This window comes from Aliikangiella maris (genome assembly GCF_040719265.1).
Lineage (GTDB): Bacteria > Pseudomonadota > Gammaproteobacteria > Enterobacterales > Kangiellaceae > Aliikangiella > Aliikangiella maris.
This window is the reverse complement of the sequence record NZ_JBFDAH010000003.1, coordinates 58,580-78,274: the sequence shown is the minus strand read 5'-3', so window position 1 is coordinate 78,274 and position 19,695 is coordinate 58,580. Positions and strand designations below refer to the sequence as shown.

The following is a 19,695-nucleotide window of genomic DNA, read 5'->3' as shown; positions in this document are numbered from 1 at the left end:
CCTATCTTCAATAAGGTAAAGCCTAAAGCTTACCGTAATAACCTTCTTTTAATGCGTCAAACAAATTAGCTGCGGTATGGATTTCTCCATCATATTCAACTTCTTCATTACCTTTCAGTTCAATCGTTGTGCCATCTTCCAGATTAAACTGGTAAGTTGTATTTTCCAGGTCATTCTCTTTAACCAACACTCCTTGGAAAACTTCTGGATTAAACCGGAAGGTTGTACAGCCTTTTAAGCCTTCTTTATAGGCATATAAATAAATATCCTTAAATTTGTCATAAGCAAAATCAGTCGGAATATTTGCTGTTTTCGAGATGGATGAGTCAATCCATTTTTGCGCAGCAGCCTGAATATCTACATGCTGAGTTGGTGTAATATCGTCAGCGGTAATAAAATAATCCGGTAGTGCTTGCTCTGGATTATCAGAGTAAGGCATCGCATCGGTATTGACCAGTGTTCGATAAGCTAATAACTCGTATGAGTAGACATCAACTTTTTCTTTACTCTTTTTGCCTTCTCGAATGACATTACGTGAATAGTGATGAGCAAAACTTGGCTCAATCCCATTACTGGCATTGTTTGCTAATGATAAAGAAATTGTACCGGTTGGTGCAATTGACGAGTGATGAGTAAATCGCGCACCAACTTTGGCGAGCTTTTCTACTAATTTCGGTTCTACTTCAGCAATTTTTTGCATGTAGCGACTATATTTTGCATGAAGTACTTTACCTTTAATTTTATTCCCAACCTTATACCCATCTTTAACCATTTCAGGACGTTTATGCAACATAGCGCCGGTTACTTCAAACTCTTGTTCCATAATTGGTGCTGGGCCTTTTTCTTGAGCTAGCTCAAGTCCGGTTCGCCAGCCTTCAATGGCTAATTCACGAGTAACTTGTTCGGTAAAGTCGATTGATTCGGCTGAGCCATATTTTTTGCGTAGCATCGTTAAGGTTGAACCTAAACCAAGATACCCCATACCATGACGGCGTTTAGATAAAATTGCATCGCGCTGTCCAATTAGTGGCAAACCATTAATTTCAACAACGTTATCTAGCATCCGTGTAAAAATTTTTACGACTTTACGAAATTTATCCCAATCAAATTTGGCGTTTTCAGTAAATGGATATTGTACAAAACGGGTTAAATTGATTGATCCTAATAAACATGAACCATAAGCGGGGAGAGGTTGTTCGCCACAAGGATTGGTTGCACGAATATTTTCACAAAACCAATTGTTGTTTTTATCATTAACCTGGTCGATCAAAATAAATCCGGGCTCTGCAAAATCATAGGTCGATGACATAATCAGGTTCCACAGATTTTTGGCTTTAATGATCTTATGAATTTTACAGGCTACCTGCCCGTAGTCATTGGTAATATAGCTTTCAGTTGTTGGCCACTCTCGCCAAACAATTTGTGATTTATCATTCAAGTCGAGCTTATCAAGCGTCACTTCTTTTTCTGAAACAGGAAAGATGAGTTTCCAGTCATCATCATTAATCACTGCTTGCATAAACTCATCAGTAATGAGTAGCGAAAGGTTGAATTGTCTTAATCGACCATTTTCGCGTTTAGCTTTGATAAATTCCATAACATCCGGATGGCTGACATCAAAGGTTGCCATCTGTGCGCCACGTCTTCCACCCGCCGAGGAAACGGTGAAACACATTTTGTCATAGATATCCATAAAAGACAGTGGACCCGAAGTATAGGCTCCAGCACCGGAAACATAGGCATTTTTAGGACGCAGTGTTGAGAATTCATAACCAATACCACAACCTGCTTTTAGGGTCAGTCCGGCTTCGTGGACTTTTCCTAAAATATCATCCATTGAGTCGAGGATTGTCCCCGATACGGTACAGTTAATAGTTGATGTGGCAGGTTTGTGTTCTTGAGCACCAGCATTTGACATAATGCGGCCAGCAGGAATTGCGCCGTGCCTAAGAGCCCACAAAAAATCTTTATAGACTGTTTCTTTTTTATCGCTTTCTTCTACTTCAGCCAAGGCTCGAGCAACGCGATCATAAGTTTCGTCGATAGTTTTATCAACCGGTAAACCGTCTTTCGTTTTTAATTGATACTTGGTTTGCCAAATATCAGTTGAAGTATGCTGAAAGTCGATTTGAAAATTTTCGGGGATCTGATTTCTTTTTAAAGATACAGTCATTAATGGAATTCCTCGCTTCCAAATTGATTTTAGTTTGAAGATTAATAGCCTGATAACACGCTTTTAAGGCCGTATGTTTTTCGACCAGGTTTCAAAATCTAATCACATGCTGTGAATAACTCTTTGGATAAACTGGTGAAAAGCGTGCAATAAAGTGTTATTTAAGTGTGCGTAAAAATAAAGCGGTTCAAAATCAGATAATTACTATATCTGGTAGTGCTAGTCGCTCATCCGGCACAATATATAGTTGTATTTTAGTAAAGTAAAGCACTAAATCAAGAAAATTTAGTGCGTTTTTTTAATAGGCTAAAATTGAACAGACGAACTTATCGGGGGTAGAGCGGAGGTATATTGCTGGAAGCCGCAATCTCTCGTTGAGGTGATAAATCAGAAATTAACTGTTCTAATTCTTTCTCTGTTAGCGGTGCAACAGATTCTTGTGATGTTGCCGAATAACGTTGAGCTTGTAGCGCGGCTAATTTATCTCGAATAGTATCGACTTTAACTTGCTTGATTACTGCACCAAGGGATTGCAATTGATCAAATCCACAGGTGTTTAACCATCGCAGTAAATCTTTTTCGATAGCCTGCGCATTACCTGACTTTAGTGAACCACATAATTTTTGGTATTGTTGCTTGCTATTCAAAGATTCTCGAAGCTGATTCTGTTGTTCTTCGGCATTAACCAGTTTTGCTGGCGTAGTTGATCTTTTATTGAAATAGGCCAATAGGGTGATTATCCAGAGTGTGAAAAAGCCAGTTGCGATGTTTTGCCACAGTGTTAATTGTTCATCACTGGCAGGTTGTATGGGGTGAGGTATTGATTCAACCGGTAAAGGCAAATTAAGATTGGGTGTATTTGTTGCGCTATTTTCAGCGGGCAATACTTCAAAAGTTCTGCTCTTAATAGTTGCTGTTTTCAGTGAATCAGTTTTAATATCCCACCACTGTATACTGATTTCTGGAATGGTGATGCTGCCAGGTGTCGCCGGTATGACTGCGATCTTTTCGACGCGTTGACCTACAATGCCTTTACCATTGATTTGTCGATCTTTTTGCGGCGTATCATGATACCACTGTAAGCCATCAACTTTGGGGACTGCAATTTCAGGTAGTTGCGATTCTGATAAACCTTGAACGCTTAGCAACAGTGTCCAAGTGATCGGCTCTCCAACTGTTAACGAGTTGGTATTAGGCGTCCACTTGTCAGATAAAATAACGTCTTGCGCTGGAATCCAAGGGTTAGGTGCGCTCGTTGGTTGTGGGCGTACATTCACTTTGATTGGTTTTGTTGAAATACTGACTGGACGAGTTGTATTGAAAAATGTGCCATAGTTGCGTCGACTATTATCGTTCACATCGGCATTAAAATTAACGCCACTAATGGTCAACTCACCACTTTGTTGCGGAAAAATTGCATATTGGCGTTTTACCACGCTGTAGCGGCGATTATTGATAACTTTTTCAAATTGGCTATCGTCTCCTAATTTTTCAACAATACTGTTATTGGCAGTGGGATCGCTCAGGCTGGCATAGTGCGTATTAACTGCGCGGTACAATGAGACGGTATAAATAATTTGTTGCTGTACATAAGGCTCATATTGGTCGATTTCTGCTTCTAAAAAAATGGTTTTTTTCTGGCCACCTAAAGTTAACTCATCGCTGGCATCTCTAATATTTAATTCAATCGGTTGAGTTGCCTGATTACCGACAGTAATTGAAGGAATGGTCAGTTTTCCAGGTTTGAGCGTTTTTAGTTTTAATTTCCAACCTTTAACAACGGAACGTGCATTGTTCACGATTTGTATATTTTGATATTGGCTATTTGAAAGTATCGTAATGTCTTGCGGAATTAATGATAGATCCGGCTGCTCATCTGTCTCATAGTCGATTCGTATATCTAAAACAAAGGTTTCACCCGCTGCAATGTCAGTTCGATCAAGCGTAGCAACTGCCTCATTAGCCTCACTGTTGGCAATTAACAGTGTGTTAATAAATAATATAAAAAAGATAAGTTTTAACTGATGCATTACCACAATTTCTCTTCTTTTTGTTGGCGACCACGTTTTTGATATTCCCGATACATTTTGCGACGGAGCAGACCGCCGGGATCGTCAGGAATTTTTTCGAGCCAATGTTCAAGTGCTTGATCTTTTTCTGACTTACTTCGTTCATCTTGACTGACTTCGGCTTGTTGTTGCGCCTGTGATTGTTCATCTTCGGCGGATTCTTGTTCTTGTTGTTCGCCTTGTTGTTGATCTTGCTGCTCAGCATTATTTTCCTGCTGATCACTGTTTGAATTTGACTCTGCGTCCTGCTCATCTTGCTGCTGATTTTGATCTTGATCTTCCTGATCAGAATTCTGATTACTTTGCTGTTCATTTTGTTGTTGCTTGAGTAACTGTTCAACAATATCGCGATTATATTTTCCATCCTCATGATCAGGATTATTCGCAAGTAGCTGGTCGTATGCATCGAGCGCTTCTTGCAGTCGGTTAGCTTTAGCCAGGCTGGTGGCATGATTATAAAGTGACTCATTGGAAAGTGCTGGATCGAAATTTCCGGCAGCATTTGAGTAATCACCATTTTTATACTGTGATGTCGCTTGCCATTGCTTATTTTTAAAAAGTTGTGCAGCTTGTCCATAGTCGCCTTCGCGATAGGCTTGCTGTGCTTGTTGATCTTTGGTTTTCCAAAGGTCACGCCATTCGAGTGCATGAGCTGGTTTTGCAAACACGCTGCTCAATAATACTGCCGCGAATAAGGGCATTAAAGCGCTGCCTTGATTGACAGGCTGGCGTAACAGCTTAAAAATAAATCCTATAATGACTAGCCAGATAAGCCAATAACCATCATCGACCCAGCGATTGATCAATTGTTCATTGTCTTGTTCTGCTTCGTTAGCCTGCGTATGCCATTCGTGTGCTTTGTTTAAATAGGCTATATCCTGCTCATCAGCCGTCATTTTGATAATTCCTGCTTGAGTGTTTTGGGCAATTTCATTGAGTTCACCAAGCTGTAACATCGGTACCACAATTTTGCCGCTGGCATCTTTTAAAAATCCGCTTTTATCGGGTAATGGAATGGGAGCTCCCTGATCGGTACCTATGGCTAAAATTGATAACGAGTAATCTGACTGATTCACCAGCTTAATGATGGGATTAACCTGTGAGCTTTCGACGCCATCAGTAAGCCAGATTATTTGACCGCGATTATGTTTGGCGTTTTGCAGCAGTTCAATTGACTTTTCAATCGCTAAATCTGGACGGCTACCAAGCACAGGCATAATTCCTGTTGATAAAGTGGGTACCATATTGGCGATAGTTTTTGCATCAGAAGTTAATGGACTAATAACAAAAGCATCACCCGCATAAACAATCAGGCCGACAGTACCTTCATCTGATTTTTCCAGTAAGTCCATTAATTTAAATTTGGCTCTCTCTAGTCTTGAAGGCTTAATGTCTGTTGCATCCATCGATAAAGATAAATCGAGTAAAATTACGCGCGCTAATTCATTCTGAAAAATGGGAACAGGTACTTGTCGAAAGCTCGGACCGCTAATTGCAATAATTGTTACAATAGCAATCAGGCTGGTTAGCCAAAAATGATGGCGCAGCTTTTGTTGATGTGAACCAACTGCTAGATATTGAAGTAGGTGCGGCGAAATGATTTTTTGCCAGTTCGAACGCTGTTTCGATAAATGTCTGGCACTGACAATTAAAATGATCGCGGGTATCAGCAAATACAGCCATTCCGGGCGTATAAAATGAAATTGGGTTAAATCAATCTGCATAACTTCCTCGCTTGCTTTCCTGCTGACTGTCTATCCTAACTGTCGTAGGAGCATTGGGTGAGTTGGTCATTCGCCGAAACAATGTGTGCAGACTATTGATTAACATGGGCATAAAAAAACATAGTAAGCCGAGTAGGGCAGGCCAATAATATAATTCTTGGATCGGACGATAAACTTCGGGTTCATCTTCAACAGGCTCTAATTCATCGAGGAGTGCGTATATTTCGGCAAGCTCTTTAGTTGAGCGTGCTCTGAAATATTTTCCACCTGTCAAGGTTGCCACTTCAATTAAGGTTTTTTCATCAAGCTCGGCTGAAGGATTAAATTTGGTCGTACCAAAAAGCAATGAACGTCGGATGACTTCATCTGCACCAACACCAATAGTATAAATTTTTATACCGGCATGTTTTGCTAATTTAGCCGCTTCAATTGGCTCGAGTTCTCCTGAGTTGCTACGCCCATCGGTTAACAAAATTAACACTCTATTTTGCTCAGCTCGCTCACGCAAACGTTTGACGGATAGCCCAATCCCATCACCAATAGCTGTGCGTGATGCACCAGCTAAACCAATCTCTGTTTCATCGAGCATATAACGGACGGTTTTTAAATCAAAAGTCAGTGGAGTTTGTAAATAGGCATTTTCGCCAAATAAAACCAGTCCTATACGGTCACCTTCGCGCCGTGTAATAAAGTCAGAAATGATCGATTTAACCACCATTAACCGATTAGCGGGTTTATCATTTAGAGTTAAGTCTTCTTCTTCCATACTGCCAGAAATATCAATACTTAACAGTAAATCTCGACCACTGTTAGGTAAGGTGATGGGGTCGTCAATCCATTGAATACGCGCCGCAGCTGTGACTAAAGCGCACCAAGCTAACAACACGAATAGTTTATTGAGCAAATCAGTACGACTAGATTGTGTCTGGGTTTGTAGAGATTGCCAGCTATCAAACAGTGGTGTTCGTATCGCTGCCAGTTCGGGTTTTTTAGTTCGTTTAAAAAACCAGATAATTAACGGTAATGGTAATAATAAAAACGTTAAAGGATAAGCAATTTCAAGCATGTTGCTGTCCTTTTTTCCGGCGCAGTGATTGGTAAATAATATGCTCAATTACTTGGCGACTTTGCTGAATTGTTTTTTGCCATAATTTTCCATCAATAGGCTGCTGCGGCTGATAAATCACTTGGCTGAATAAACGCTCAATTTGTTCATCAAATACAGCACTACCAGTTTGCTGATTAATAAACGTTACCCAGTCTTTACCATTTAATAAGGCAATTTTTTCAGCAGGATAAAATACCAGACAAACCCGTTTAATTAATTCTGAAACCTTAATGACAGAAAGATTCTCAGCAGGTAAGGCTGCAAGCTGCTCAAGTTCGATTGCCGCCGGTTTTAAATATCGGTTTAACTGGCGCCGCTTGCGGATCAATTTGGTGATTGCCATGATAAGCCCAATGATGATTAAGCTGATAATGATCCACCAACCCGGTGCAAGTTGCCAGGGATCTACGGCTGCTGGTAAATGAATATCGCGTAGTTGATCAAGTGGGTTGGCTTGTTGGCTCATTTTACTCCCCTTGACGGATTTTCCTGTTGGGTCATTGGCTGAGCAACTGTAGGTTGATGACCTAATGAGTTTTGTTGAAAGTTGGTATCAACCTGAGTAAATATTCCTTTATGACTTAGCGCAAACGCTTTTATTTTTTCAACCTTGGCTTGATAAGCATTTTGGTATTGTTGGCGAATCTGATTGTTGGTGGTATTTAACAGTCCAACTTGCGAGCCATTTGAAATACCGTAAAAACCGGCTGGTGGTAAGTTTTTTTCAATCGGATCATTAATTAAAATGCAATGAACATCGGTGTGTTGTGATAATTTACTTAAATGCGCACGGCTTTGTTCATCAAAATGATTAAAGTCACTGATAATGTGGATTAAAGTACCTGGTTTTGCTAAATACTTTAACCGTTTGAGCGTATCGGCAAATGCAAAATCTGGTTTTGCCTCGGGTTGTTTATTTGATTGAAATACATCAAGTAAAGTTTGTTGGTGGCTTTCTACAATACGATTTAACAACCGCATACAATTACGTCGATTGTTTGATGGCTTCATTTCAAGGTGATGCTTTTCACCAAATAATAATGCGCCAAAGCGATCACCATTAGTCAAAGTATGCCACATTAACTGTGCAGTAATACGACTGGCTAATATTGATTTAAATACTTGCGCTGTACCAAAAAACATACTGGGCATTTGATCTAGAATAACAAATACAGGACGTTCGCGCTCTTCTTTAAATAATTTAGTATGAGTTGTGCCCGTTCTTGCAGTAACGCGCCAATCAATGTTACGAATATCATCGCCAATTTGATAAATACGCGACTCATCGAAATCCATGCCTCTCCCTTTAAAACGCGACCGAAAACCTCCGACTCGATTAGTTTTGACTTTTGCATTGGGGGACAGCCATTGAATGATGGGGCTGTGTCTGGCTTCAATTAATTGCCCCAAGGTTAAATCAATACCCAGCTTAAAATCGTCAGCGAGTTCTTCGTGATGACTGGCAATAATATGATGTGGTGATTTAGCCCATTCGCTCATAAACGGTTGTCATTTAACCTGGTAAATTAGTGTCGTTATACATTGATCATGATGGCCTATGAATAAATTAGTTGACCGCATTTAGACAATTGGCGTTATTTGAATTAGCCGCTCAATAACATGATCGGTATTGATGCCTTCTGCTTCCGCCTCGTAAGTCAAGATTAAACGATGGCGCAATACATCGCTGGCAATATCCTGGACATCTTCCGGAGTGACATAGTCTCGGCCAGCTAACCAGGCACTTGCCCTTGCACAACGGTCAAGGGAAATTGTTGCCCGTGGACTAGCACCGTAATCTAGCCAACGGTTTAAATCACTATCAATAGCAGCTGTATCGCGTGTATTGACAATCAGCTGAATAATATATTTTTCCAGTTCATCAGACATATGAATGTCGAGTACCTGATCGCGGGCACTAAATAAATCTTCTTGTCTTAATTCATTAGTCTGTACTTCACGATAGGATTTATGTGCTTCTTCACGTGTTAACTTTAAAATTAAGGCTTCAGCTTCTGCATTAGGGTATTCAACTTTCACATGCATTAAAAAACGGTCTAATTGCGCTTCAGGCAGTGGATAAGTTCCTTCTTGTTCAATTGGGTTTTGCGTGGCCATGACTAAAAATAATGGCGCAAGAGGATAGGTTTTACTGCCAACGGTGACCTGACGCTCAGCCATTGCTTCGAGTAAGGCTGATTGAACTTTAGCCGGTGCACGGTTAATTTCGTCGGCTAAAATCAGGTTATGAAAAATAGGGCCTTTTTCGAATCGAAAGCTGCCGTCTTGCGGACGGTATATTTCTGTTCCGGTTAAGTCGGCTGGAAGCAGGTCTGGCGTGAACTGAATACGATGAAAATCACCTTCGATATCTTTAGATAATGCGTTAATTGCCCGAGTTTTTGCTAATCCGGGAGCACCTTCAACAATCAGATGTCCATCGGCAAGTAGAGCGATGAGTAATCGGTCAATTAACCGCTCTTGGCCGATTATTTGTTGACTAAGTGTGCTTTTTAGTTGGGCAAACTTTTCATTCAAAGACATATAGGTATTCGCCTGTTTACTGAATTTGTAATTTGGGAAGCATTTTTAACTGATCATAACGGTTATTTCCAGTGGTAGGAGAGTTTTTGTTTTAAAAGTTTTAACTTAAATGCAACAATTTATTAAATAACACCTTATTTTTTGCCAATAAAACAAAATATTAGGTAATTTTTCACATAAAAGCGCTGTAGTAAAATAAAACAGACTACCACTTGGGATATTAGCGACTACTTGTTAAGCGATAAAAAGTCTGCCATGCACAATAACAAAGCTGGATGACTTTTACTCAATATGTGTCAGATTACTTTTCAGTTTTTGACACATTGCAATTAATTGCTCTGCTTCGTTACAGGTAAGACCAGTTGCGCAAAATGCTTGTTGGGTAATATTTTTTGCCGTTTGAGCTATCGCAACACCCGATTCGGTCAGTTGAATTTGTTTCTCTCGTTCATCATCTTCTTTATAGCCTCGATTGATATACCCCGATGATTGAAGCCTTTTAAGTAATGGTGTCATCGTTGATTTGCTTAGCCCAATGCGGTTTGCCAAGGTGCTGATTGACACGTTGTCTTGCTCCCATAGCGCCATCATTACAACAAATTGTGGATAAGTGAGACGTAACGGATGCAAAAGTTCGCGATAAGCCTGAGTTATTGAATTTGAAGTTGAATACAGTGCAAAGCAAATTTGATCGTTAAGTACTGGGCCCATAAATTAATCACCGGTGTCTAAGTGGTTCAATGCAATTGACTGATTATAAATAATTGATAAATATTTGTTCACTCATATTATGATAACAAAAAATCTTTAAACTGATAGTCTGTTTAAAGATAGTCTGTTTAAAGTTAGTCTGTGCAAATATGATATGTGTAGGCATAATACGTATAAATAAAATATGTATACGTACTGTTTTTGATATTTGTTATTTCATATAAACATTCAATTACTGGGGAATAAACGTGAATAAACTACTTAAGCAAACCTTCGTTGTCAGCATTCTAAGCTTGTCGATCTGTGGCATCTCACCGGTCAGCGCAGAGGCTGAGAAAGACTATATGCCAAGTTTGATTACCAAAACACCGCTGGAAGGTCGTCAATTGGCGATTAAAATTGTTAGAAAAACTATTGGTACAATTCAGCGAGATCCAGCAGCGAAAATGAAAGTGCGTAATATGTATGCCGAAAATCCCCAATTATTGATGCAGGCTGCAGAATTAGTAAATAAAGAATTTGCAATAATCGCTGAAGCAAATAATTACTGGCGAAACTAAACTATCAAGATTTAGTGACGGCCCAGGGGGGCATTCCATAATGAATTGCCTCCGAGTCATAAAGTCAGTTACAAATAAGTCAGTTACAAATAAGTCAGTTACAAATAAGTTAGAACCAAATAAGTCTGGCACAAAAGCGAATTAGCCATTGGCTGTTCGCTTTTATTTTGCTGAATCATTGGTCAATTGATAAACCACCATTTGATTAAGAGCTTTATGTAATTATATGAATTTACTAACTTTTATTTAATATGACGCAAAACTGTCCACTTGATTAAGCACTAACTGTTTTATAACTGATTTCGTGTTACCAGGTTTGTCATTTGCAATTGTGCTGGATTATGCAATTATGGGCATCTTTCATAAACAGGATTTTTTAAAAGAGTCGTTATGTGATTTAAATCAGTTAATTCAGTTAAATGCATAGGTTTCTTTTTGTACAAAATGAATAGTCAGGTGAAATAAGGATAATGAAAAAGATTAAAAATGAAGCGGCGTTATTGAAAAAAGCCATTGAAGTTGGTGAAAAATATGCGATGAATCGGGGATACAAAGGGTTTTCTCAAACTAATGCCGCTAAACAAAAGGTTGAGAGTTTGTACCGTTTGCTGGTCCATGATAAATTGGTCCAGCCTTTAGCTAAAGATCAGGAAACTCAGGTAAATATGAAGCATAAATTAGCGATTTGGATTTCAAAACAGTTACCTAAAGATCATGAATTACTAAAATAGATTAAATTCGTCCGAGTAAATTGCCCGATGCGTTTTTACCCTGCCTGATAAGATAGCCCGATTGCGGACTATCTACATCGGCAAGCATTAAAGAGTCGGTTTACAATTATAAACTGACTAAAATGATTTCAATAAAACAATCCACTAACATAAATTCATAAAATTCAGTCACACTCACAAAGTTCAAACACCAGTAATATTCTTTACTAAATACAATTATTCACTATTTAAAGGGGCAATATGATGCCAGGTAGGAGATTTGTAATGGGGAAGTCGGTGGCATTTCAACAGCCGTGTTAATCCTCACTATCTAGTAGGGTGATTTTTTACTTGTTTTTAATGAAAGCTTTGTGGCAAACTATTTGTCATTGATACGTTATATCATTACGAGTACAAAAAATGGCGCTCACTGATGATGTAACATTGGTTTATTTAAATATTGAATTGGCAAATATTAAATCAGCAAAAGTTAAGTTAATGAATGTTGAATTAAAAATATTTGATTAAAAGTATTAAATTAGCATTTGGCGTTTCATTTAGTGATAACGCTGTTTTAGGTTTCTGTTGTAATGTTCGCACTTAAAAAACATCATTTTGCAATTGTTTTTGTGTTACTGGGTTGGTTGTTTGTGCAACTTGCTTCAGTTGAGCACGAATTCAGTGCAGAGCATTTATTGTCAGTTAATCATAAGTGTCTTTCTCAAGTCTATGGCAATGATGATACTTTAATTGAATTTAATCAGTTTGAATTGACTGTTTTGCAGTTTGAATATCAGCATTTAGAGCAAAATTTACAGCGAAACCTCAAAAAGGAAAACTGCTTTGCTATTTCTCCGCGCGGTCCACCCACTCACTAAAGTCTTACCATAATAATTAATAAGTTTGCAGGTCTTTATATCCATCCGTTTAAGGTTGGTCTAGACATTGATAATGATGTATTTCCGGAGTTTTTATTGTGAAAAAATGTATGCTTGCCGCCGCTGTCAGTGCGGTATTGTTTGCTGGTGGAGTAAACGCAAAAGAAGTTAAGGGTTTAGTGGCTGACACAGACGGCGTGCCATTAACTAATGCCTTGGTTAAAGTTCGCGGAACCGATATTCAGGTGCGAACAGATGATGAGGGATTTTTCATATTGGATTTACCGGTTGGTGAATACACTATCGATGTCAAAGGAGGACGGGATAATCACTTCCACCAAAACATTCAAGTGATTGAAGGAGAACAAGATCTTATTCAAGTGTCGTTGAGTGATGAAGCTGAACATAAAATTGTGGTGCGGATTAACCCGCTTGAGCATACCGCTTTGAATATGGCAACACCAACCATTGTTATGGCTGGCGATGAACTGACTATGCGTAAAGCTGGTACGTTAGGCGACATTTTACAGTTTGAGCCTGGCATTAGCCTGTCTTCTTTTGGTCCTGCTGTTGCCCGGCCCGTTATTCGGGGACTTAGCGGTTCACGAGTAAAAATTACGAATAATCAAATGATTGTACAAGATGCGTCAACAACCAGCGCAGATCACGATGCCGGTATTGAGCCATTGCTTGCTGATCAAATTGAAGTGGTTAAAGGTCCTGCAACCTTGTTATATGGTAGCGGTGCAATTGGTGGGATTGTGAATGTTTCTGATCGAAAAATTAATTCAGAACCTATGGAGGGTTTTACCGGTGGAGTTGAAATGCGTCTTGCTGATTCGGCAACCGGTGAGCGCTCGGGGGTTGTCACCCTTGATGGTGGTGAAGATCACTGGAACTGGCATCTTGATGGGTATACCAGTGAAACCGATGATATCAAAATTCCTGGGCAGGCCGAGTCTCATATTTTGCATGAGCAAGAGCTGCTTGAAGAAGGCCATGCTGAAGAAGAACACACCGAAGAAGAACATGCTGAAGAAGAAGGGTTTGGCCTGCTGGCAAATACCCGCTCGGAATCACGAGGCGGGAGTATTGGTTCAACCTGGTTAGGCGATTGGGGACATGTTGGCGTTGCGTTTAGCCAGGTGAATAAGGAGTATGGTGTACCGGGCCATGCGCATCATGAAGAAGAACATGCTGAAGAAGAGACCACTAATGAAGAAGAACACACCGCTGAAATGCATGAAGAAGGCGTGATGGTTGATATGCAGCAAAGACGCTATGATTTGCAAGCCCAATTAAATGAACCGTTTGCTGGTATTCAACAATGGTTTATTGGTACAGCATTAACCGATTACAAACACGCTGAAATTGAAGAAGATGAAATTGGTACTCAGTTTAAAAATGAAGCCTGGGAATTGCGTTCATATTTACAACACCAAACAGTCAATGGTTGGAGTGGCATTGTTGGTGTACAACTGACTCAACGAGATTTTTCGGCCATTGGAGAAGAAGCATTTGTTCCTGAGTCGGTAACAAAAAATCGCGCGATCTTTTTAGTTGAAGAAAAAGATTACGGTAATTTTAAGTGGGAGTTAGGTGGCCGTTTCGAGTCACAAGAGATATCAACCGCCGGGTTTAAGCATAGTAATAATGGATTTAGTGGTTCCATTGGTTCAGTGTATACCTTGAGCAAACACAATATAATTGCGGCAAATTTTTCACATGCCACTCGATTTGCCAGTGCTGAAGAAGTCCTTTCTTTTGGACCACACATTACCACTCGATCATTTGAGATTGGTAATCCTGATTTAGATAAAGAAGTTTCGCAAAACCTGGATTTTTCTTATCGATTTGAAAATGAAAGACTGAACGGAGAAATTAATCTTTACTGGAATCAATTTAATGATTTTATTTATGCTGCTAATGCGGCAATTACCGATCCTTGTTTAACTGATGAAGCTATCGAAGAAGCTGAGCATGATGAATTACAACTGGTTTGTTATAAGCAGCGAGACGCTGAGTTCAAAGGTATTGAGCTACAGCTATCTTATTTATTATTCAATCAGGGAAATCATCAATTTAAAATAGGCGTAATGGCTGATTCGGTCAAAGCAGAGTTTAGTAACGGTGAAAATATCCCGCGAATTCCTGCATTAAAATATGGTGTAAATTTCAGCTATGACTACGCCGACTTCAGTTCAAACCTTAGTTTGGTTGAACACCAAAAACAAAAAGATGTCGCGGCAAATGAATTGCCAACAGAAGGTTTTTCGATGCTCGATTTGGAAATGGCTTATCGACTACATTTTGCTGATGAAGAATTATTGATTTTCTTGAAGGGTAAAAATCTACTTGATGAAGAGGCGCGAGATCATACTTCATTCTTAAAAGATTTAGCGCCGCGAACCGGTAAAAATTGGTTGCTTGGTGCGCGATATACTTTTTGATGCAAAATAGCTATTAGATAAACGTAAGCAATGGGATGGACTCCTCCTCAAGCTGACCAATTGGCTATTTTAAGCGACAATGGTATTTGAATAGTCATTATAAACAATTGAGGAGAATTTCATGGGTAGCATAACTCGAGTAGGTGTTGATATTGCTAAATCTATTTTTCACATACATGCTGTTGACCGATTCAGTGAAGTTCAATGGAAGGGAAAGTATTCTCGGAATAAATGGTTAGCAGCAATTGTAAAAAAAGTACCAGAAGGAGCGGTGATTGCGAAGGAAGCTTGTGGTTCAGCAAACTACTGGGGCCGAGAACTTGAAAAATGTAGTGGTCAAGTAACTTTGGCCACAGATTTAGAGTTTTTCCAATAAATATCTTCCGCTATGTTTGGTGTTAAGCCGTTATTAAAAGTATGTGGTCTAACAGGGTTATAATAACGTAGAATCTCGACCATTATCGCTTTTTGTGCATCCACTAATTTTTCGACGCTTAACAAACTCACGAATATCCGACTCGCTCAAGTTATTATGAAGAGGAATTGAAGGATTCACCAAACATTTAAGTAAAGTGGTTTTCATTAGGTATAAATTATGCCGCCAATTTATCCTGTTTAATCGTTTGCCTTTTTTAGAGTTCAGATAAACGTCACCTGTAACATCCCAATCCTTAATTTCTTTACTCCAACGCTCGGGATGTTTCTCTTTTGCTTTCAGATAAACCTGTTTGCGCTGTGCCAGTATCGCAATATCTTCACCTGAGTGACGCTGCCGCTCTAGCTCCGACAGTTTGTTATGAGGCTCTCGGCTGTACTCCAGACGACCATCGCCATGGTTGTCTGGTTGCCCCCAGCGTTGATAGGTTTTGCTGCTGATCCCGACCACCTCACATTAATTCCCAAAACCATATTTCTTTGCTCTGAAAATAACAAGCAGAATTACACACTGCTACCTTATTCTGGATATCTATTAGGTCTATATGGCCGCCGCCATAGCCGATAATTTTCCAGAAAAGAACAACGCCTTTTCTGCTTCCTACCTTAGATAAAAACTCTGAAGGTTTGAACAACTCAGGACGGCCAAAGACATCCCGCCTCATAAGTTGATCGGCTAAAAGCTTTGCCCCTGTCTCTACTTTCCTTCCTTTATATGGTCCTATTTTAACCGGGAGGCGGCCAGTAAATGATATACCTGTTTTTAGTAGCGCAAGACTTACCCGTGTAGCGCATGTATTCACGTAACCAGAATTCTGCTTTATCAAATCTGCCTGTTTATATCCTATTTCCGCATATAAATCTTCACCGTCTACATACTTTGTAGAATTGATATTTGATGAGTAGTAATTATCGCTCAATGCTTTGAATGTTGGTTTCATTTTGTTTCCTTACATGGAAGTATGTTTGACATTATTTTATTAATGGTGTTAGAAGCTCTATCGTCCATCATCTCTTTTGAAGCGTTTTTAAAGCCAATATGAATTTGATCTAAAACTGAATGTGGAAGAGCAATTTTATAGCCACACCATTTTTCACCTTCAGTGCTATCAAGAACACCTATCAGATACATCTCGGCTAGACGTCGTTTACTAACATCATCGCTTCGGTATGCCTGCCAGAAATCCTTGGCAATTAGGCTCAAATTTTCAATCGCAAGACTCTGCTGATCTGAAACGGTCATTTTAATACCACCACCTCCAGCTTGAGCACATCCCGTTACGCCAATTGTTAATACTAACAATACGTTCAAAAAAATAATTTTCAAAATAGTCTCCTTTAGTAAATTCTCTTTTAACGCCGCGTTCTTCGGCTTGTCTGGTGCAACGCTTTGTATACTCCCGGCATGGGCATTAACTAATGAGGTGAAAGTCCTCTGTAGGAAAGTCACCGTCGAACACTGTGAGGTTATTAGACGATAACTACTAGCAAATGGCAAGGGCCAGTCTGTGAGGAGCGGTTTGAAGGAAAGTTAACTCAAATTAATTAAGACTCAGCTTCCTTTAGTTGGCGCGCATGTCGGCTTACCTCAGACGGCAAAAGCGGAATAACTACAGATACAAAGGTCCCTTTTCTTCTTCGACAGTTTTTATCACTTCGCCAGCTTTTGCTTTTTCGCCAGTTTTTAAATTTTAGTTTTCCTTTTCGCTCGTAAACAATGTTTTTAATTATTGCAATACCAACACCAAAGTTAAAGGTGTAATCAGAGTATTTGATACCTATTCCATCATCTTGAACAAAGATTTTTACGTTTTCTGCATCGCAGGTAACGGTCAATTGCATAAAATCAGCTTTTGCATGTTGTAGACTATTATGTACTAAAGTGTGGGCAATAAAAAATATGATGTTGCGAGTTTCTATTGTGCATCTTTCACAAAGTGATATTTGAAACTCATGTGATTTAATTTGCATACAGGCCAATGCATCTAAGCCAGTAAAGCTATCCTCTAAACTGGTGTTTCCTAAAGCTTTTATTGCACTATAGTTATCTAAAAGCTCTTCAAATTGACTAATGGCATTTTCAATAATATTGAGTGTATGTTTGGTGATGATTGGGTTATTTTTACTTAGCGCGTTTTTTGCCTTTGTTAATTCAGCATAGGTTTTTACTAACCCTTGTTTTTCTTGTTGCTTGCTAATTATTTTAAAAACTTTATTTTTTTGTTTGTTCAGCCTAAAAATATAGAGTAATCGTAAAATAGCAACAACACTAAAAATTAGAGCCGTTAAAAATATAAAGGTTTTCGAGCGATACCAGGGACCAGTAATATTAAAAGATCTCATCTCACTATATTTCCATTGAGTAGCATTATAAGATGCTCTCATCTGAATATTATGGTAACCAGTGTCTAAATAAGAAAGTTTTACTTTTCCATTCTTCACATCTACCCAATCACCATTATTCAATTTATACTCATAGCGAATCAGTTCTCCATGAATATAATCAAAGCTGTTCGCAGCAATCGTGAAGGTTTGATCATAAGGTGTATCACTGGTTGGAAATTGAGTAAACTTAGGTGGATTTAAACTAGGAGCTTTAAAGTAATCAACTGTTATCAATTCTTTGTTACTTGACGCATAAGCCAGATTATCTTTAACGGCTAAACTGTTAGCAATAAACATTTGTCCAGCAGAATTAGGTACAAGGCTTATTTGTTCATCTTTAAATTGATATAGTCCATTTGATGTAGAAAGAAGCGTTTCATCATAATAAGCAATAGTAGAGGAAATCTTTTTAGGACCGCCCATGCTTACCCATTTATTTCCCTCTTTTTTAAATAATCCATCTCCCCATGTAGTTACATAGATGTTACCTAAGCTGGCAAATACATCTGTTAAATTATGAGGGGAAATATCATGAGTTGTAATTATATTCTGTGTCTTTTGAACAAGTCCATCTGCGGTCATAATATATAATGTATTATTAATTTTTTTTACATTCAATACTTCCTTATGAGGCAATTTGTCATTGAGTAAATCAAAGTTAACAGGATTAAAATTTTCATCAAATCCAACAAGCTTATTTGATGTTGCTAAAATAAATTCTGAGTTAATATAACTGAGTGATAAGACATACCCATCGTATATTTTAGCCAGAATATTGTTTTCTAGTTTATATGCACCTGCTGTTGTTGCAATGATAATGGGCTTATTCTTGGTATAGAGAATATCTGTAATACTACGCTCTAGTAGTGGTAGCTGGTCATTAATTTCAGTAATCGGCTTAAAAAGCCCTTTATCTGAATAATATAATCCATGATCTGTGCCTATCCATAATTTCTCTTCTACCAACTCAACGACATTGTAACGAGAAGGTATTGGAAGTCTTAACAGTGTTAAGTGTGGATCAATCACTTCAAATTGAGTGGTATCAGTCGACCACAAGTTACTTTGTTTGTCTTCATATAGAATTCGGCTTACTTGATTAAGACGATTGATAGAAGTCTTTACGATGTCTAGATTATCACTGCTTAAAATATCTATATTACTACCATGAGCAATAGCAAAGGAGTTTGTATTATAAGAAGTTATCGCAGTAATTTCATTTTCAAATGTTCTGACAGCTAATGGTGTGTTATTTTTCAGTGATAGCAAAGTTAATTTATAGTCTGTGCTATAAGCTAGTTTATGATTAAATAATGCTAAATGTGCTTTAGTTGTTTGAAACGACTCTATTAACTCTGAATGTTCACTATTGACTTTAAATAATCCTTTATGAGTAATCGCGAAGTGTTGGTCCTCTATCGCAGCAATATCAATAACTTCTTGTAAGTCATATTTACGAGTATTCAGGTTAGACAAATTGATTAAATATACTTCCTTCTCTACTTTCGCCATAAGGTATTTACTTGAAAGTACTATTTTTGAAGCCTTTAAGTCACTTATCTTTTTTGCTTGGTTACTACTTAGATCAAGCTTCCATATACCTTCCTTAAAAAAAGCAGCATATAACGAGTCATTGCTTTCCCGATAAACAGCAGAGTCACTCCATGTTGAGGGCAAATTGGAAATGTCTGATAAATCAACGTACTGGTATCCATCAAATCGCTTGATACCAGTATCTGTAATAAAATAAATATAGCCAGCAGAGTCTTCTACTATCGACATAAAGTACATTGCATTTTTTGCAAAAATAACCCAGCTTAAAGGAAAAAACAATATTAGAATTAATGCTTTTTTTGTTTTCATTACCTTCCCTGTTTTTTGAAAGTGTATTGTAAAGTTTATCGTTATAAGCCAAGAAGCCTTGCAGACTATCCAATCTATTTATTCA

General features: G+C 38.5%; 17 protein-coding genes. 5 read left to right on the top strand and 12 right to left on the bottom strand.

Annotation, left to right across the window (positions count from 1 at the left end; genetic code table 11):
* Positions 1-22: 22 nt before the first annotated feature.
* The 8 genes from ABVT42_RS03640 to ABVT42_RS03605 form a co-directional block, all read right to left on the bottom strand.
* Positions 23-2,173 carry an adenosylcobalamin-dependent ribonucleoside-diphosphate reductase gene (locus ABVT42_RS03640; protein ID WP_353873776.1) on the bottom strand — a complete coding sequence of 717 codons (2,151 nt, stop codon included), beginning with the start codon at positions 2,171-2,173 and terminating at the stop codon, positions 23-25.
* Positions 2,174-2,499: 326 nt separating this feature from the next.
* Positions 2,500-4,203, bottom strand: coding sequence for a BatD family protein (locus tag ABVT42_RS03635; protein WP_353873775.1), 1,704 nt, complete (start codon positions 4,201-4,203; stop codon positions 2,500-2,502).
* Entirely contained in the window at positions 4,203-5,966 is a 1,764-nt protein-coding gene (locus ABVT42_RS03630; protein WP_353873774.1) for a VWA domain-containing protein, read from the bottom strand. Before ABVT42_RS03630 ends, ABVT42_RS03635 begins: the two co-directional genes overlap by 1 nt.
* Positions 5,956-7,032, bottom strand: coding sequence for a vWA domain-containing protein (locus tag ABVT42_RS03625; RefSeq protein ID WP_353873773.1), 1,077 nt, complete (start codon positions 7,030-7,032; stop codon positions 5,956-5,958). The genes ABVT42_RS03630 and ABVT42_RS03625 overlap by 11 nt, the downstream gene beginning before the upstream one ends.
* The gene (locus ABVT42_RS03620) at positions 7,025-7,540 is read right to left on the bottom strand and encodes a DUF4381 domain-containing protein (RefSeq protein WP_353873772.1); all 516 of its coding nucleotides are present in this window, start codon (positions 7,538-7,540) and stop codon (positions 7,025-7,027) included. Before ABVT42_RS03620 ends, ABVT42_RS03625 begins: the two co-directional genes overlap by 8 nt.
* Complete coding sequence (locus tag ABVT42_RS03615) at positions 7,537-8,574, bottom strand: DUF58 domain-containing protein (protein ID WP_353873771.1); 1,038 nt, start codon at positions 8,572-8,574, stop codon at positions 7,537-7,539. Before ABVT42_RS03615 ends, ABVT42_RS03620 begins: the two co-directional genes overlap by 4 nt.
* Before the next feature lie 81 nt (positions 8,575-8,655).
* Positions 8,656-9,618, bottom strand: coding sequence for an AAA family ATPase (locus ABVT42_RS03610; RefSeq protein WP_353873770.1), 963 nt, complete (start codon positions 9,616-9,618; stop codon positions 8,656-8,658).
* Positions 9,619-9,900: 282 nt separating this feature from the next.
* A complete protein-coding gene (locus ABVT42_RS03605) occupies positions 9,901-10,329 on the bottom strand; it encodes a MarR family winged helix-turn-helix transcriptional regulator (protein WP_353873769.1) in 429 nt (142 codons plus the stop codon).
* A gap of 248 nt (positions 10,330-10,577) precedes the next feature.
* Here ABVT42_RS03605 and ABVT42_RS03600 point away from each other — a divergent pair, with 248 nt between their 5' ends.
* The 5 genes from ABVT42_RS03600 (at position 10,578) to ABVT42_RS03580 (ending at position 15,303) form a co-directional block, all read left to right on the top strand.
* Positions 10,578-10,889 carry a hexameric tyrosine-coordinated heme protein gene (locus ABVT42_RS03600; RefSeq protein WP_353873768.1) on the top strand — a complete coding sequence of 104 codons (312 nt, stop codon included), beginning with the start codon at positions 10,578-10,580 and terminating at the stop codon, positions 10,887-10,889.
* 470 nt (positions 10,890-11,359) lie between these two features.
* Positions 11,360-11,620, top strand: coding sequence for a DUF5062 family protein (locus ABVT42_RS03595; protein WP_353873767.1), 261 nt, complete (start codon positions 11,360-11,362; stop codon positions 11,618-11,620).
* Between the two features lie 569 nt (positions 11,621-12,189).
* Positions 12,190-12,477, top strand: coding sequence for a hypothetical protein (locus tag ABVT42_RS03590; protein ID WP_353873766.1), 288 nt, complete (start codon positions 12,190-12,192; stop codon positions 12,475-12,477).
* 98 nt (positions 12,478-12,575) lie between these two features.
* The gene (locus ABVT42_RS03585; RefSeq protein ID WP_353873765.1) at positions 12,576-14,927 is read left to right on the top strand and encodes a TonB-dependent receptor; all 2,352 of its coding nucleotides are present in this window, start codon (positions 12,576-12,578) and stop codon (positions 14,925-14,927) included.
* Between the two features lie 121 nt (positions 14,928-15,048).
* Positions 15,049-15,303, top strand: a complete 255-nt coding sequence (locus ABVT42_RS03580; protein ID WP_353873764.1) for a hypothetical protein — start codon at positions 15,049-15,051, stop codon at positions 15,301-15,303.
* Positions 15,304-15,360: 57 nt separating this feature from the next.
* Here ABVT42_RS03580 and ABVT42_RS03575 read toward each other — a convergent pair whose 3' ends face one another.
* The 4 genes from ABVT42_RS03575 to ABVT42_RS03560 form a co-directional block, all read right to left on the bottom strand.
* On the bottom strand, positions 15,361-15,813 hold the full coding sequence (locus tag ABVT42_RS03575; protein ID WP_353873763.1) for an IS66 family transposase: 453 nt from the start codon (positions 15,811-15,813) through the stop codon (positions 15,361-15,363).
* A 1-nt stretch (position 15,814) separates the two neighbouring features.
* Complete coding sequence (locus ABVT42_RS03570) at positions 15,815-16,303, bottom strand: T6SS effector amidase Tae4 family protein (RefSeq protein ID WP_353873762.1); 489 nt, start codon at positions 16,301-16,303, stop codon at positions 15,815-15,817.
* On the bottom strand, positions 16,300-16,689 hold the full coding sequence (locus ABVT42_RS03565) for a Rap1a/Tai family immunity protein (protein WP_353873761.1): 390 nt from the start codon (positions 16,687-16,689) through the stop codon (positions 16,300-16,302). The genes ABVT42_RS03570 and ABVT42_RS03565 overlap by 4 nt, the downstream gene beginning before the upstream one ends.
* A gap of 218 nt (positions 16,690-16,907) precedes the next feature.
* Positions 16,908-19,610 (bottom strand): ATP-binding protein, encoded by a 2,703-nt coding sequence (locus ABVT42_RS03560; RefSeq protein WP_353873760.1) that lies wholly within the window; start codon positions 19,608-19,610, stop codon positions 16,908-16,910.
* Positions 19,611-19,695 lie beyond the last annotated feature (85 nt).

Bases quoted from the DNA above. Each gene is read 5' to 3' on its own strand.
- ABVT42_RS03640 (WP_353873776.1), bottom strand. From the start codon at position 2,173: ATGACTGTATCTTTAAAAAGAAATCAGATCCCCGAAAATTTTCAAATC.
- ABVT42_RS03580 (WP_353873764.1), top strand. From the start codon at position 15,049: ATGGGTAGCATAACTCGAGTAGGTGTTGATATTGCTAAATCTATTTTT.
- ABVT42_RS03605 (WP_353873769.1), bottom strand. From the start codon at position 10,329: ATGGGCCCAGTACTTAACGATCAAATTTGCTTTGCACTGTATTCAACT.
- ABVT42_RS03610 (WP_353873770.1), bottom strand. From the start codon at position 9,618: ATGTCTTTGAATGAAAAGTTTGCCCAACTAAAAAGCACACTTAGTCAA.
- ABVT42_RS03560 (WP_353873760.1), bottom strand. From the start codon at position 19,610: ATGAAAACAAAAAAAGCATTAATTCTAATATTGTTTTTTCCTTTAAGC.
- ABVT42_RS03590 (WP_353873766.1), top strand. From the start codon at position 12,190: ATGTTCGCACTTAAAAAACATCATTTTGCAATTGTTTTTGTGTTACTG.
- ABVT42_RS03625 (WP_353873773.1), bottom strand. From the start codon at position 7,032: ATGCTTGAAATTGCTTATCCTTTAACGTTTTTATTATTACCATTACCG.
- ABVT42_RS03635 (WP_353873775.1), bottom strand. From the start codon at position 4,203: ATGCATCAGTTAAAACTTATCTTTTTTATATTATTTATTAACACACTG.
- ABVT42_RS03620 (WP_353873772.1), bottom strand. From the start codon at position 7,540: ATGAGCCAACAAGCCAACCCACTTGATCAACTACGCGATATTCATTTA.
- ABVT42_RS03630 (WP_353873774.1), bottom strand. From the start codon at position 5,966: ATGCAGATTGATTTAACCCAATTTCATTTTATACGCCCGGAATGGCTG.
- ABVT42_RS03595 (WP_353873767.1), top strand. From the start codon at position 11,360: ATGAAAAAGATTAAAAATGAAGCGGCGTTATTGAAAAAAGCCATTGAA.
- ABVT42_RS03615 (WP_353873771.1), bottom strand. From the start codon at position 8,574: ATGAGCGAATGGGCTAAATCACCACATCATATTATTGCCAGTCATCAC.
- ABVT42_RS03570 (WP_353873762.1), bottom strand. From the start codon at position 16,303: ATGAAACCAACATTCAAAGCATTGAGCGATAATTACTACTCATCAAAT.